Source organism: Micromonospora sp. WMMD730 (genome assembly GCF_049178955.1).
Lineage (GTDB): Bacteria > Actinomycetota > Actinomycetes > Mycobacteriales > Micromonosporaceae > Micromonospora > Micromonospora wenchangensis.
The window spans coordinates 6,324,718-6,339,269 of the sequence record NZ_JBMHML010000002.1; the positions used below are offsets into that span (position 1 = coordinate 6,324,718).

Here is a 14,552-nt window from a genome sequence, read left to right on the forward strand (position 1 = left end):
GGTGCCGTCGCCCGACCGGGTGATCGACGACGCCCCGGAGTGCGGCCCACTGGTAGGTTGGTAAGTCACCTGTCAGCCAGCACGCACATCCGAGGAGTACGCCTGTGTCCACCAATGACCACAAGGCGCCCGCCACCTGGCTGTCCCAGGACGCGCACGACCGCCTCCAGGCCGAGCTCGACGAGCTGATCGCCAACCGGCCGGTCATCGCCGCCGAGATCAACGCCCGGCGGGAAGAGGGCGACCTGCGGGAGAACGGTGGCTACCACGCCGCCCGCGAGGAGCAGGGCAAGGCCGAGGGCCGCATCCTCTACCTCAAGGAACTACTGCGCACCGCCCAGGTCGGCGAGGCGCCGACGGCCGACGTGGTGTCGCCCGGCATGGTCGTGACGATCTACTTCGACGACGACGAGGGTGACACCGAGACGTTCCTGCTCGGGTCGCGGGAGATCGCCGCCACCACCGAGCTGACGGTCTACAGCCCCGAGTCGGCGCTCGGCAAGGCCATCCTGGGCGGCCGCCCCGGTCAGGCGTGCACCTACACCGCGCCCAGCGGGGCGGACATCAAGGTGACCATCGTCAGCTTCGAGCCGTTCTCCGGCTGAGCCGCACCGCCGCCGGGTCCACCGGGCCCGGCGGCGTCGTCCTCCGGTACACCGCCGCCGCTCACGCCTCGGCCGTGAGGACCACCTGGTAACCGCTTGCCCGTAGGGCGCTGATCAGCGTGTCGGAGTGTTCGACGCCCCGGGTCTCCACCGACAGGGCCACCTCCACCTCGCCGAGCCGCAGGTGCGGGTTGGCCCGCTGGTGCTCCACGTCGACCACGTTCGCCCGGTGCTCGGCGATCTCGGTGAGCAGCGAGGCGAGCTGACCGGGCCGGTCCGAGCAGCGGACGGTGACCCGCAGGTAGCGGCCGGCGGCGGCGAGACCGTGCTCGATCACCCGCATCATCAGCAGCGGGTCGATGTTGCCGCCGGAGAGCACCGCCACCGTCGGGGTCCGTACCTGCACCGCCCCGGCGAGCAGCGCGGCCACCCCGACCGCCCCGGCCGGCTCGACCACCTGCTTGCCCCGTTCCAGCAGCATCAGCAACGCCCGGGAGATGTCCTCCTCGGCGACGGTGACCATCTCGTCGACGAGCTTGCGGACATGGTTGAAGGTGATCTCCCCGGGCCGGCCGACCGCGATGCCGTCCGCGATCGTGGCGAACGCCGGTAGCCGGACGGGTTCCCCGGCGGCCAGGGAGGGCGGGAAGGCGGCGGCGCTTTCCGCCTGGACGCCGATGATCCGCACGTCGGGCCGCAGCGCCTTCGCGGCCACCGCCATCCCGGAGATCAGGCCGCCACCGCCGACCCCCGTGATGATCGTCTCGACCTCGGGACACTGTTCGAGGATCTCCAGCGCGACGGTGCCCTGCCCGGCGATCACGTCCGGATGGTCGAACGGGTGGATGAACACCGCGCCGGTCCGCTCCGCGAAGGTCTGCGCGGCCACCAGCGACTCGTCGACGGTGTTGCCGATCAGCTCGATCCGCGCGCCGTACCCCTTGGTGGCGGCCACCTTCGGCAGCGGCGCGTTGACCGGCATGAAGACGGTGGCGTGGGTGCCGACCAGGCCGGCGGCGAGCGCCACCCCCTGGGCGTGGTTGCCGGCGCTGGCCGCGACCACGCCCCGGTCCCGCTCCCGCGCCGACAACCGGGAGATCCGCACGTACGCGCCACGCACCTTGTACGAGCCGGCGCGTTGCAGGTTCTCGCACTTGAGCCACACCGGCCCGGCCAGTGCCGCGCTCAACGGCCGGGACGGCTCCAGCGGGGTGGTCCGGGTGACCCCGGCGAGCAGCTCCCGGGCGGCCCGTACGTCGGCGAGGTCGACCAGTTCCGTCATGCCCCGATCGTGCCACCAGCCCTCGGCCCGACCGCCGGGGAGGGCGTGTCGACCCGGGGGTAGCCGGGGGCGTGCCGGGCCCACGGGGCCTGCATCTCGAACTGCCCGGCCACCCCGAGCAGCAGCAGCTCCGAGCCGGGCGGGCCGACCAGTTGCGCGGCGACCGGCAGGCCGTCCGGGCGGCGGCCCACCGGCACCACGATCGACGGCAGGCCGGCGACGTTCCACGGGGCGGCGAACGGGGCGTACCGGATGTTGGTCCTCATGTTCGCCAGCCAGGAACGGCCGGACCAGGAGGTGGCCTCCGGCGGCGGCCCGGCCAGCGCCGGGGTGAGCAGCAGGTCGATCCCGTGGTCGGTGAAGAAGCCGACGGAGCGGTCCCGCCAGGCGGCCCGGTCGGCCTCCCGCACGTACCCCCGGCGTTGCGCCCACTCCCCCAGCGCGACGTGCCGGCGGCTGCGCCGTTGCAGGCCGCGCCGGTCGATGCCGGCGGCCCGGACGTCGGACGCGGCGGCGGCGAGCCAGGTGGCGATGCCCTGGAGGCCGAGCGCGGTCGGGTAGACCGGGTCGGCGGGCACGGTGTCGTGGCCGGCGGCGGCGAGCAGCCGGCCGGCGGCGGCCACCGCGTCCCGGTTGGGGGCGTCCGGCGCGACGCCGCGCACCGGGGAGCGCAGTGACACACCGACCCGCAGCCGGGGCGGCGGGACGAGTTTGTCGGGGCGACGCCCGGCGAGCACCTGGAAGCCGACGGCGGCGTCGGCGACGGTGGTGGTGAGCATGCCGTGCTCGGTCAGCCCGAACCAGTCCTCCGCGCCGAGCTGGCACGGGACCACGCCCCGGCCGGGCTTGAGCCCGACCAGGCCGCAGCAGGCGGCCGGGATGCGGATCGACCCGAGCCCGTCGTTGCCGTGCGCGATCGGCACCAGCCCGGCCGCGACCGCCGCGGCGGCCCCGCCGGAGGACCCCCCGGGGGTGTACCGCAGGTCCCACGGGTTACGGGTGACGGCGGTCGCGTCGTCGGTGATCGCCCAGAGTCCCAGCTCCGGCATCCGGGTCACCCCGAGGATCACCGCGCCCGCGCCGCGCAGCCGGCGCACCACCTCGTGGTCGGCCTCCGCCACCGCGGTACGCGCGGCGACCGACCCGTTCCAGGTGGGCAGGCCGGCGACCGGGGTGTTCTCCTTGACCGCCACCGGCACCCCGGCGAGCGGGAGGTTGGCCAGCTCCTCCTGCTCGTCGACCTTCTCCGCCTCCGTGATCGCCTCACCGCCCCGGACCACCCGGAACGCGGACAGTGCGCCGTCGACCCGGCCGACGTGGTCCAGGTGGTCGGCGACGACCTGGGTGGCGGAGACGTCGCCCCGGCGTACCCCCCGGGCGATCTGCTTGGCGGTCGCCCCCACCCAGGTCGGCATGATGTCCTGCACGGCCACCTCTTCCCAGCCCGCGGTCAGCCCAGCGCCTGCTCCAGATCGGCGAGCAGGTCGTCGACCGTCTCGATGCCGACAGACAGTCGCACGAGATCGCCGGGAACTTCAAGCGGCGAGCCGGCAGCACTTGCGTGTGTCATCCGGCCCGGGTGCTCGATCAGCGACTCCACCCCACCGAGCGACTCGGCGAGGACGAACAGCCGGGCCCGGTTGCAGACCTGCACGGCGTGTTCCTCGCCGCCGGCGGCCCGGAAGGAGATCATCCCGCCGAAGCGGCGCATCTGCTTGGCGGCCACCTCGTGCCCCGGGTGCGACGGCAGGCCGGGGTAGATGACCTGGGCGACCTTCGTGTGCCCGTCGAGGAAGGCGGCGATCCGTTCGGCGTTGTCGCAGTGCCGGTCCATCCGTACCCCGAGGGTCTTGATGCCGCGCAGGGTGAGCCAGGCGTCGAACGGGCCGTTGATCGCGCCCATCGCGTTCTGGTGGTAGCGCAGCTCGTCGCCGAGGGTCGGATCGGCGACGATCAACGCGCCACCGACCACGTCGGAGTGCCCGCCGACGTACTTGGTGGTGGAGTGCACCACCACGTCCGCGCCGTGCGCGAGCGGCTGCTGCAGGTACGGCGAGGCGAACGTGTTGTCGACCGCCAGCAGCGCCCCGGCCTCGTGCGCGATCCCGGCCAGGGCGGCGATGTCGGCGATGCCGAGCAGCGGGTTCGTCGGCGTCTCCACCCAGACGATCTTCGTCTCGGGGCGGATCGCGGCCCGGACCGCGTCGACGTCGGAGACCTTCGCCGGGGTGTACGTCAGCCCCCACCGCTCGGCGACCCGGGCGAACAGCCGGTACGTGCCGCCGTACGCGTCGTCGGGGATCACCACGTGGTCGCCGGGCGAGCAGACGGCCCGCAGCAGGGTGTCCTCGGCAGCCAGGCCGCTGGCGAAGGCGAGCCCGACCCGACCTCCCTCCAGCGCGGCCAGGCACTCCTGGAGGGCGTCGCGGGTGGGGTTGCCGGAGCGGCTGTACTCGTAGCCCTGCCGGGGCGCGCCGACGGCGTCCTGGGCGTACGTGCTGGTCTGGTAGATCGGGGGGATCACCGCGCCGGTGCGGGCCTCCGGGTCCTGGCCGGCGTGGATGGCGAGCGTCTCGAAGCCGTGACTCATCCCGCAGACGTTAGTCCGCCGCACCCACCGGTCGACCGGAACCCGTCCCGGCTCACCCCGCACCTGCGCCCCGGTGCGTGGCGGGTGGGCGCGCGGGACCTTAGGCTGCGCGGGTGAGCGGGTGTGTGTTCTGTCAGATCGTGGCCGATGAGGTGCCGGCGTTCCGGGTGGCCGACGAGCCGGACGGGGTGGCGTTCCTGGACACCCGGCCGGTGTTCAAGGGGCACGTCCTGGTGGTGCCCCGTACCCACCTGGTCACCCTGACCGACCTGCCGACGGCCGACCTGCCCGGCTACTTCGGCCTGGTGCAACGCCTGGCCGCGGCCGTGGAATCCGGTCTGGGGGCGGGTGGGACGTTCGTGGCGATGAACAACCGGGTGTCCCAGTCGGTGCCGCACCTGCACACCCACGTGGTGCCGAGGACCAGGGGCGACGGCCTGCGCGGCTTCTTCTGGCCGCGTACCCGCTACGCCGACGACGCCGAGGCCGACTCCTACGCCGGGCGGGTCGCCGCCGCCCTGGCCTGAGACCCGCCGATATTCGGCGGGGCCCGGGGGCGAGAGCCGGGACGCAGCGGGTAAGGAAGCCGGGCCCGCCGGTGTTGCATGCGGGGAGAGGTACGAGAGGAGTTCCACCGTGTTCCTTCGCCGCATGAAGGCCGAGATGATCAGCCCCGACCAGGCCCTGCCCGGCCGCCCGATCGCGATGCCGATCGGGGACCGGCACGAGGTGCTGCCGTCGTCGCTGAAGGGCCCGTTCCCGCAGGGCGCCCGGGTCGCCGTGTTCGGCATGGGGTGCTTCTGGGGTGCCGAGCGGCTGTTCTGGACCCTGCCGGGGGTGCTCACCACCTCGGCCGGTTACGCGGGCGGCTACACCGCCAACCCCACGTACGAGGAGGTGTGTTCGGGGATGACCGGGCACGCCGAGGTGGTCCAGGTGGTCTACGACCCCGCCGTGATCAGCTACGAGGACCTGCTCAAGGTGTTCTGGGAGAACCACGACCCGACCCAGGGCATGCGCCAGGGCAACGACGTCGGCAGCCAGTACCGCTCGACGATCTACACCACCAGCGACGAGCAGTTGGCCACCGCGCAGGCGTCCCGGGACGCGTTCGCGCCGATCGTGGCGCGGGCCGGCAAGGGTGAGATCACCACCGAGATCGCCCCGCTCGGCGACTACTTCTTCGCCGAGGACTACCACCAGCAGTACCTGGCCCCGACGAAGAACCCGAACGGCTACTGCAACCACGGCCCGAACGGGCTGAGCTGCCCGGTCGGGGTGGCCCGTACCGCCGGCTGACCCTGGCGCGGTGACCGGGTCTGCGGTGTTCTTCACACCGTGGGCCCGGCGCATTTCCGGCATCCGTCACCGGGCGGGCAGCAATCGACACCATGACAGGCAACCACCGTCGGTGACGGCGCATCGTAGCAAGCTGTCACACGTTCGTCATCGTCTCAACAGGCGAACTGCAACAACCTCTGGCAGCATTGGCTGGCATGTGCGGACTTGCGGGAGAGTTCCGCCGTGACGGTTCCCGGGCCGATGTGTCGGCGGTGGAACGCATGGCGGCCACGATGAGTGACCGGGGGCCCGACGACAGCGGAGTGTGGTCACAGGGGGCCACCGCCCTCGGGCACCGCCGCTTGAAGATCATCGACCTCTCCGCCGCCAGCGGGCAACCGATCGTCGACCCGGCCGCCGGGCTCACCGGAGTGTTCAACGGTTGCATCTACAACTACCGCGAGCTGCGGCAGGAGTTGCAGGGCAAGGGACACCACTTCTTCTCCTCCGGCGACAGCGAGGTGGTGGTCAAGGCGTACGCCGAGTGGGGGCTCGACTTCGTCGACCACCTGATCGGCATGTTCGCCGTCGCGATCACCGAGCGGGACACCGGCCGCCTGGTACTGGCCCGGGACCGGCTCGGCATCAAGCCGCTCTACCTGGCCGAGACGCCGGGCGTGGTGCGCTTCGCCAGCACCCTGCCCGCCCTGCTGGCCGGCGGCGGGATCGACACCACCATCGACCCGGTGGCGCTGTCGCACTATCTCAGCTTCCACAGCATCGTGCCGCCGCCGCGCACCATCCTGCGCGGTGTCACCAAGCTCCCCCCGGCCACCGTCCGGGTCTACGAGCCGGACGGCCGTACCCACGAGCGGGTCTACTGGGACCCGTCCTTCACCCGGGACGCGTCACGCGCCGACTGGTCGGCCCGCGACTGGGAGGACGCCCTGCTGGAGTCGCTGACCACCGCCGTACGCCGCCGGATGGTCGCCGACGTGCCGGTGGGGGTGCTGCTCTCCGGCGGCCTGGACTCCAGCCTGGTGGTGGCGCTGCTGGCCGGTGAGGGGCAGACCCGCTCCGGGCTGTCCACCTTCTCCATCGGTTTCGACGCCGTCGGCGGCCGGGAGGGCGACGAGTTCGTCTACTCCGACCTGGTGGCGCAGACCTTCGGCACCGACCACCACCAGCTCAAGGTGGCCGCCGGTGACCTGGTGCCGCCGCTGGAGGCGGCGGTGGCCGCGATGAGCGAGCCGATGGTCAGCCACGACTGCGTCGCGTTCTACCTGCTCAGCCAGGAGGTGTCCCGGCACGTCAAGGTGGTCCAGTCCGGCCAGGGCGCGGACGAGATCCTCGGCGGCTACCACTGGTACCCGCCGCTTGCCGGCATCGACCGGGAGCAGGCCCTCGACTCGTACGCGAAGGCGTTCTTCGACCGGGACGCGGCCGGGCTGGCCCGGGTGCTCAACCCGGCGTGGCTGGCCGACGGCGACCCGGCGCGCGAGTTCGTCGCCGCCCACCTGGGCCGGGCCGGGGCGCAGACCGCCGTCGACGCCGGCCTGCGGATCGACACCCAGATCATGCTCACCGACGACCCGGTGAAGCGGGTCGACAACATGACCATGGCACACGGCCTGGAAGCCCGGGTGCCGTTCCTCGACCACGAGTTCGTGGAGCTGGCGGCGAGCTGCCCGCCCGAGCTGAAGCTGGCCCAGGGCGGCAAGGGCGTGCTCAAGGAGATCGGCCGCCGGGTCCTGCCGCACGAGGTGATCGACCGCCCCAAGGGCTACTTCCCGGTGCCCGGCCTGACCCACCTGGAGGGCAAGCTCCTCGACCGGGTCCGCGACGCGCTCACCGCGCCGCAGGCCCGCCGCCGCGACCTGTTCCGTGCCGACTACGTCAATGCGCTGCTCGCCGACCCGAACGCCGAACTGACCCCGTTGAACGGAAACAAACTGTGGCAACTGGGACTCCTGGAAATGTGGCTCCAGAGCCACGGAATCGACTGACCGTGAACGAGACCCTCGCGACCGGCACGGCCCGAACCGACCGGGAGCGGGTGCTCGGCCGCCGCCGGGAACGCATCGGCCCCGGTGGCGACCCGGTCGCCCCGGGGGTCGCCCCGGAGCAGCCGCGCCGGGAACCGGCCGGGCCGTCCGACGTGGTCCTCGACTGCGGCTGGGGGCGGCTGGTCTTCGGCCAGACCTTCGACGAACAGGTCGCCGTGGCCCACGTGCTGCGGTCCGAGGCGGCCGGCGCCCGGGACATCTGCATCTACCTGCGCGACCCGCACGTGCTGGTGTCCCGGCTGCCCGACGAGCTGTTCATCGACCCGTCGCTTACCTACCGGCTGCCGCTGGGCGAGCGCCGCCCGGAGGCCACCGGGCGGATGGAGATCCCGGGGTTGGTCGTCCGGCCGCTGCGCGACGCCGACGACGCCGACGCGGTGAACCGGATCTACGCCCGCAACGGCATGGTCACCGCGCCGGTGGAGGTGCTTGTCGACAACGCCGGCACCGACCGGTTCCTGCACCTGGTGGCCGAGGCGAGCACCGGGGAGATCGTCGGCACCATCACCGGCGTCGACCACGTGGCGGTCTTCGGCGACCGGGAGAACGGCGCGAGCCTGTGGTGCCTGACGGTGGACTTCAACACCGCCCCGCCCGGCACCGGCCAGGCTCTGCTCACCGAGCTGGCCGACCGGCTCGACGAGCGGGGTCGCGCGTTCGTCGACCTGTCGGTGCTGGCCGAGAACTCCGGCGCGATCCGGCTCTACGAGCGGCTGGGCTTCCACCGCACCGGGACGCTCTGCGTCAAGCGGAAGAACCCGATCAACGAACGGCTGTTCCTGCCCTCCGCCCCGGCGGGTTACGACGAGCTGAACCCGTACGCGAAGATCGTCGCCGACGAGGCGATGCGACGCGGCATCCGGGTGGAGGTCACCGACGCGCGCTGGGGTGAGCTGCGGCTGACCAACGGCGGCCGGACGATCGTCACCCGCGAGTCGCTGTCCGAGCTGACCTCGGCGGTGGCGATGAGCCGCTGCGACGACAAGCGGGTCACCCGGCGCATCCTCACCGAGGCGGGCCTGTCGGTGCCGCGCGGCCGGACCGCCACCGGCGACCCCGACGACCTGGCCTTCCTCACCGACGTCGGCCCGGTGGTGGTCAAGCCGGCCCGCGGCGAGCAGGGCAACGGCATCACCGTCGGGGTACGCACCGCCGAGGCGCTGGCCTCGGCCGTCGAGCTGGCCCGCCGGTTCTGCCCCGACGTGCTGATCGAGGAGCTGCGCGCCGGCGAGGACCTGCGGGTGATCGTGATCGACCACGAGGTGGTGGCCGCCGCCGTACGCCGGCCGGCGCAGATCACCGGCGACGGCGTGCACGACGTCACCGAGCTGATCGAGCGGCAGAGCCGGCGACGGGCCGCCGCCACCGGCGGTGAGTCCCGCATCCCGATCGACGAGATGACCCGCGAGGTGGTGGCCGAGGCCGGGCACCGGATGCACGACGTGCTGCCCGAGGGGCAGGTGTTGGCGGTGCGCCGGACGGCGAACCTCCACACCGGTGGCACAATCCACGACGTGACGGCCGAACTGCACCCGGCGATCGCCACTGCCTGCGTGGCGGCGAGCCGGGCCCTGGACATTCCGGTGACCGGGCTGGACCTGCTGGTCCCCGCCCCCGACCAGCCCGAGCACGTGTTCATCGAGGCGAACGAGCGGCCGGGGCTGGCCAACCACGAGCCCCAGCCGACTGCCGAGCGCTTCGTGGACCTGCTATTCCCGGGCACCCGGGCCCCGCAGCGCCTCTGGAGCCCGGCCGGGCCCGGAGGGGTCGCGTGAGCCTCAAGCCCCTGGAGATCGACCTGGACTACCTGCGCCAGGTGCTGGTGGAACTGTTGGACATCCCGAGCCCGTCGGGGCGGACCGACCACGTGCAGCAGTACGTGGGGGAACGGCTGTCCGCGCTGGGCATCCCGTCCACGCTGACCCGGCGGGGGGCGCTCAGCGCCTGCCTGCCCGGCCCCCGGCAGACCGGTGCCGACCGGGCGATCGTGGTGCACACCGACACCATCGGCGGGATGGTCAAGCGGCTCAAGGAGAACGGCCGGCTGGAGCTGAAGACCATCGGCACCCACTCGGCCCGGTTCGCCGAGGGCGCGCACGTGCGGATCTTCACCGACGACCTCGACCGGGTGGTCACCGGGCAGGTGCTGCCGTTGAAGGCCAGCGGGCACCGCTACAACGACGACGTCGACCTGCAGGGCGTCGGTTGGCAGCACGTCGAGGTCCGGGTCGACGAGCCGGTCGAGGACATCGCCGGCCTGCGGGCGCTCGGCATCGACGCGGGCGACTTCGTGGCGTTCCTGCCCAACCCGATGGTCACCCCGTCCGGGTACGTGAAGTCCCGGCACCTGGACGACAAGGCCGGGGTGGCGGCGGTGCTGACCGCGTTCAAGGCGGTGGTGGACGCCGGCATCACCCCCACCGTCACCGCCCATCTGCTGGTCACCGTCACCGAGGAGATCGGCCACGGGGCCAGCCACGGCCTGGACCCGGACGTCGCCGAGATCGTCTCGGTGGACGCGGCGGTGGTCGCGCCGGGCCAGCAGTCCCGGGAGAACGCGGCGACCCTGGCGATGGGCGACGGGGTCGGCCCGTTCGACTACCACCTGACCCGCAACCTGGCCACCATCGCCCGGGAACACGGGGTGGACCTGGTCCGCGACGTCTTCGACTACTACCGCTCCGACGTGGCGGCGGCGGTCGAGGCGGGCGCGCACGCCCGGGTGGCGCTGCTCGGTTTCGGCGTGGACGCCACCCACGGTCACGAGCGCACCCACCTCGACGGGCTGCGTCACCTGACCCAGTTGCTCTGTCTCTATCTCCAGAGCGACCTGGTGTTCCCCGAGTGGGACGCCGAGCCGGAGGGCGACCTGGCCGACTTCCCGTCGCTGGCGGTGCAGCCGGCCAGCGAGGACGGCCCCCGCGAGGGCCCGATCGGCATCGACTGACCGGCTGGTGGCCGCACTGCCGGGCACCGCTGAACGGCGGGCACGACATCACGCGTCGTGCCCGCCGCCCACCGGGCGCCCCGGCCCCTCACCGTGGCGTCGGTCCGCACCGTCGGGTCACCGGTTGCGGCGTTCCGCCGCGTCGAGCAGGGCGATCAGCGCCTCGGTCACCCGCAGCACCGCGTCCCGGGCGGCCGGGTCACCGGTGATCCGCTGCCGCGCCCGGTCGGCCAACTGCCCCAGCAGCTCACCGGCGCGGGCCGCGTTGCCTGCGGTGCCGGCCTGCTCGGCCCGCTGGAGGCGGTCCTCCAGCCGGGCCGCCACGTAGTCGGTGATCCGGCCGGCGGCGACGTACTCGGTGATGAGGTCACGCAGGTCGGAGTACCAGGCGGGGTCGCGGGTGAACGACGCGGGCAGGTAGCCGGCGTCGGCGGCGGCGAGGGTGGCCGCGACGCTGGCGTCCACGTACGCCCCGACGGTCGGGTGGCGGGCGGCGAGCTGTGCGTCGGTCAACGGCACCGAGCTGCCGTCGAGGAAGCAGAAGCCGGGCCCGGTGTTGCTGCCGCTGTTGACCCGTAGCGGCACGTGGTGCTGGGCGAGCCGGATGCCGTCGAGGGCGAGCCCCAGGTCGTCGCGGGCGACGGCCGGCGGGGTCGTCGTGGTCGTCCGGATCGGCGGCGCGCCCGGCGGGGCCACGCCCTGGGCGACCCAGGCGACGGTGTGGTCGTAGACGGCGTTCTGCACCATGTGCTGCGGGATCCGCGACAGCGAGGGCAGCGTGCAGGTCTGCGGTTCGCCCGGGTAGCCACCCGGGTAGCTGCCGATGTCGCGCTTGCGCAGCGGACCGTAGTCGGTGATCAGCTTCCAGTCGCCGTGCGACGCGCCGGCGACCTCCCAGGACCGCAGGACCGGTGAGTCGGCCTGGGCGCGGGCCGCCGCGGGCAGGATGCCGCTGGCCACGTCCCCCTCGGAGTTGATCCGGAACACCGGTGTGGCCAGGTCGGTGCGCAGCACCCCGCCACCGCCGTGCAGGACGACCGCGTCGAGGACGTTGGCCGACTGCTGGACGCCGTTGTAGTAGTTGGCGAGCCGACCGGCCGACTGCGAGTGGCCGGTGGCGATCACGTACTGCGGGGCGGGCAGCTTGCCCAGCGGGTCGACGCCCGTCGGGTTGCGGACCGCCTTCACCGCCTGGCTGAAGATGTCGTACGAGAGGCTGTCGTCGGTGACGGTGCCGCCCACGGTGACGTCCAGCGGGCCGTACCGGGCGGGGCTCCACGCCTTGAGCCCGGTGGCCGAGTGCAGCCCGGCCCGCTGGGCGGAGACCCCGACCCAGGCGTAGCCCGAGCGGATCAGGTGCTCGTGCGACTGGAACCAGTCGACCTCCTGGTCCCACTGGTTGCTGACGTTGTTCCACTCGGCGATCACCACGCCGTTGAACTTCCTGGTGTTGGCCGGTCGCCTCACCACCAGCCGGGTGCCGTACGGCTGGTCGGTGGCGATGGTCGTGGCGTTCTGGGTGCCCTGCACGGCGTACCGGGTGGCGGTGCCGAAGAGGAAGAACTCCTCCTCGACGTAGCCGGCGGCGGCCAGGTTGACGTCGGTGGCGAGGAACGGGTAGCCGTGGCCGGGGTCGCCGACCGGGGTGGTCCGGGCGATCGGCCCGGCGACCACCGGGTTCGCCACGGTCGCGCCGGTGGCGGTGGACGGCCGGGTGGTGGCCGGCGTGGCGGCGCCCGCCTCGGGGACCGGGCCGGCGGTGACGGCCAGCGCGCCGACCAGGCCGAGGGTCAGGGATCGTCGGATGGTCGTGGATCGTCGGGGGGTCCTGCGGGTGGTGGACGAAACGGGCACGGTTCACCTCACGGGGGAGCGACCGAGGGGACGACTCGGGCGGACAGCGGCGGGAGGTGGCCGCTGTGGAGCAGACAGTAATGCTCACTTCAGGCGAAATATAGGCCAGATGAGCACGAACTTTCGCTTCGTTGAGCAAAAGTCGATCCGATCCTCCGGGCGGCGGCCGGCGGTCCCCCGGCCGCAGGATCGCGCGAAAAATCACTACCGGCACCCCGGGTGCAGTGGGTAGCGTGGCGGTACACGGGAAAGGAGGTGGTCCAGACTTGTATAGCAATCGGACTCGTGAGGTGGCTGTCCGCTAGCCGCTGTCCTCGACAGTGAACGACCAAGCATGATCGTCGAGACCGTGTGGCAGCGGTGCGGCGAATCCACGACAGCCACCCGACCCCCGGGGTGCCGACCCAGTCCAGTCGGCCCGTGCGCGAGCACGGAAGCCCCGGGGGTCGCTTCGTCTCCGGGGGAGGTCCGGCCGTGTCCATGCGGGAGCTGACCGTGCTCGGCACGGCCAGCCAGACCCCCACCCGGCTGCGCAACCACAACGGCTACGTGCTGCGCTGGGACGACGAGGTGATCCTCTTCGACCCCGGCGAGGGCAGCCAGCGGCAACTCCTGCACACCGGGATCACCGCCACCGACCTCACCCGGATCTGCGTCACCCACTTCCACGGCGACCACTGCCTCGGCCTGCCCGGCACCATCCAGCGCCTCTCCCTGGACCGGGTGCCGCACCCGGTGGCGGTGCACTTCCCCGCCGGTGGCGCGGAATACTTCGCCCGGCTGCGGCACGCCAGCAGCTTCCACGAGACCGCCGAGCTGGCCGTCGAGCCGATCACCGCCGACGGACAGCGGATCACCCTGGGCGTCGGCACGCTGGAGGCCCGCCGGCTGCGGCACCCGATCGAGACGTACGGGTACCGGCTGGTCGAGCCGGACGGCTGCCGGATGCTGCCGGAGCGGCTGTCCGCGTACGGCATCGGTGGGCCGGCGGTCGGCGAGCTGCTGCGCGTCGGACACCTGGACGTCGACGGACGCCGCGTCACCCGGGACGAGGTGAGCGTGGTCCGGCCGGGGCAGCGGTTCGCCTTCGTGATGGACACCGGCCTCTGCGACGGGGTGTACGCCCTCGCCGAGCACGCCGACCTGCTGGTCATCGAGTCGACGTTCCTGGAATCGGAGGCCGCGCTCGCCGCCGAGGTCGGCCACCTGACCGCCGGCCAGGCCGCCCGGGTCGCCACCGAGTCGGGGGTACGCACCCTGGTGCTCACCCACTTCTCCCAGCGGTACGCCGACCCGCGCCGCTTCCACGACGAGGCCCGTGAGCACTTCGCCGGGGAACTGGTGATCGCCGAGGACCTGACCACCGTGCCGGTCCCGCCCCGGCGGGTAGCCTCGGCCGGGTGACCGTCACGCTCCGTCCCGCCGTCGCCGACGACCTGATGTCGGTGGGCGCCCTGCACCAGCGGTCCCGGATCGCGGCGTACTCGTCGTTCCTGCCGCCTGCGGCGTTGGCCGAACCGACGCCCGAGGCGATGGGCGCCTACTGGGTCGAGCGGTGGACGTGGGAACGCGACGAGCACCTGATGACCGTGGCCGAGCGGGACGGCCGGCTGGTCGGGTTCAGCTATCTCGGCCCGGACGACGAGGGCGACCCGGCGACCGGGCTGCTCAACGCCATCCACCTCGACCCGGCCGAACGGGGCCGGGGCACCGGCCGGGCACTGATGGTGGACGCGCTGGACACCATGCGGGCCCGGGGCTGGCGGCGGGCGGTGCTGTGGGTGCTGGAGAGCAACGCCCCGGCCCGGCACTTCTACGAGCGCGGCGGCTGGCAGGCCACCGGCGATCGTCGGGAGGAACGGATCGGCCCCACCCGCACCCCACAGCTGCGCTACGCCCGGCAGCTACCCGGCTGCTGACGCGGGCG

General features: G+C 72.8%; 12 protein-coding genes. 8 read left to right on the forward strand and 4 right to left on the reverse strand.

What is annotated here, in order from left to right:
* Positions 1–104: 104 nt before the first annotated feature.
* Positions 105–605 (forward strand): transcription elongation factor GreA, encoded by a 501-nt coding sequence (greA, locus tag ACN265_RS26795; RefSeq protein ID WP_204928278.1) that lies wholly within the window; start codon positions 105–107, stop codon positions 603–605.
* Between the two features lie 61 nt (positions 606–666).
* On the opposite strand, the gene ilvA is transcribed toward greA, so the two are convergent.
* From ilvA to ACN265_RS26810, 3 genes are read right to left on the reverse strand one after another with little or no spacing between them, the layout of a single operon-like run.
* On the reverse strand, positions 667–1,887 hold the full coding sequence (gene ilvA / locus ACN265_RS26800) for a threonine ammonia-lyase (protein WP_420117588.1): 1,221 nt from the start codon (positions 1,885–1,887) through the stop codon (positions 667–669).
* Positions 1,884–3,320 (reverse strand): amidase, encoded by a 1,437-nt coding sequence (locus ACN265_RS26805; protein ID WP_204928280.1) that lies wholly within the window; start codon positions 3,318–3,320, stop codon positions 1,884–1,886. Before ACN265_RS26805 ends, ilvA begins: the two co-directional genes overlap by 4 nt.
* A 17-nt stretch (positions 3,321–3,337) precedes the next feature.
* A complete protein-coding gene (locus tag ACN265_RS26810; RefSeq protein WP_420117587.1) occupies positions 3,338–4,477 on the reverse strand; it encodes a cystathionine gamma-synthase in 1,140 nt (379 codons plus the stop codon).
* 113 nt (positions 4,478–4,590) lie between these two features.
* Here ACN265_RS26810 and ACN265_RS26815 point away from each other — a divergent pair, with 113 nt between their 5' ends.
* From ACN265_RS26815 to ACN265_RS26835, 5 genes are all read left to right on the forward strand, one after another.
* Entirely contained in the window at positions 4,591–5,004 is a 414-nt protein-coding gene (locus ACN265_RS26815) for an HIT family protein (RefSeq protein WP_421410388.1), read from the forward strand.
* A gap of 109 nt (positions 5,005–5,113) precedes the next feature.
* A complete protein-coding gene (gene msrA / locus ACN265_RS26820) occupies positions 5,114–5,776 on the forward strand; it encodes a peptide-methionine (S)-S-oxide reductase MsrA (protein ID WP_377684464.1) in 663 nt (220 codons plus the stop codon).
* Positions 5,777–5,973: 197 nt separating this feature from the next.
* Positions 5,974–7,764, forward strand: a complete 1,791-nt coding sequence (locus ACN265_RS26825) for an N-acetylglutaminylglutamine amidotransferase (protein ID WP_421410390.1) — start codon at positions 5,974–5,976, stop codon at positions 7,762–7,764.
* A 2-nt stretch (positions 7,765–7,766) separates the two neighbouring features.
* Positions 7,767–9,599: an N-acetylglutaminylglutamine synthetase gene (ngg, locus tag ACN265_RS26830; protein WP_421410392.1), complete on the forward strand. Its 1,833-nt coding sequence runs from the start codon at positions 7,767–7,769 to the stop codon at positions 9,597–9,599.
* Entirely contained in the window at positions 9,596–10,771 is a 1,176-nt protein-coding gene (locus ACN265_RS26835) for an osmoprotectant NAGGN system M42 family peptidase (protein WP_421410394.1), read from the forward strand. Before ngg ends, ACN265_RS26835 begins: the two co-directional genes overlap by 4 nt.
* 117 nt (positions 10,772–10,888) lie before the next feature.
* Here the strand turns inward: ACN265_RS26835 and ACN265_RS26840 are convergent, their stop codons facing one another.
* Positions 10,889–12,625 carry an alpha/beta hydrolase domain-containing protein gene (locus tag ACN265_RS26840; protein WP_421410396.1) on the reverse strand — a complete coding sequence of 579 codons (1,737 nt, stop codon included), beginning with the start codon at positions 12,623–12,625 and terminating at the stop codon, positions 10,889–10,891.
* Between the two features lie 474 nt (positions 12,626–13,099).
* Between ACN265_RS26840 and ACN265_RS26845 the strand changes: the two genes are divergently transcribed.
* Both ACN265_RS26845 and ACN265_RS26850 read left to right on the forward strand, forming a co-directional pair.
* Positions 13,100–14,029 (forward strand): ribonuclease Z, encoded by a 930-nt coding sequence (locus ACN265_RS26845; RefSeq protein ID WP_421410398.1) that lies wholly within the window; start codon positions 13,100–13,102, stop codon positions 14,027–14,029.
* A complete protein-coding gene (locus ACN265_RS26850) occupies positions 14,026–14,544 on the forward strand; it encodes a GNAT family N-acetyltransferase (RefSeq protein WP_421410400.1) in 519 nt (172 codons plus the stop codon). The genes ACN265_RS26845 and ACN265_RS26850 overlap by 4 nt, the downstream gene beginning before the upstream one ends.
* The last annotated feature ends 8 nt before the right edge of the window (positions 14,545–14,552 follow it).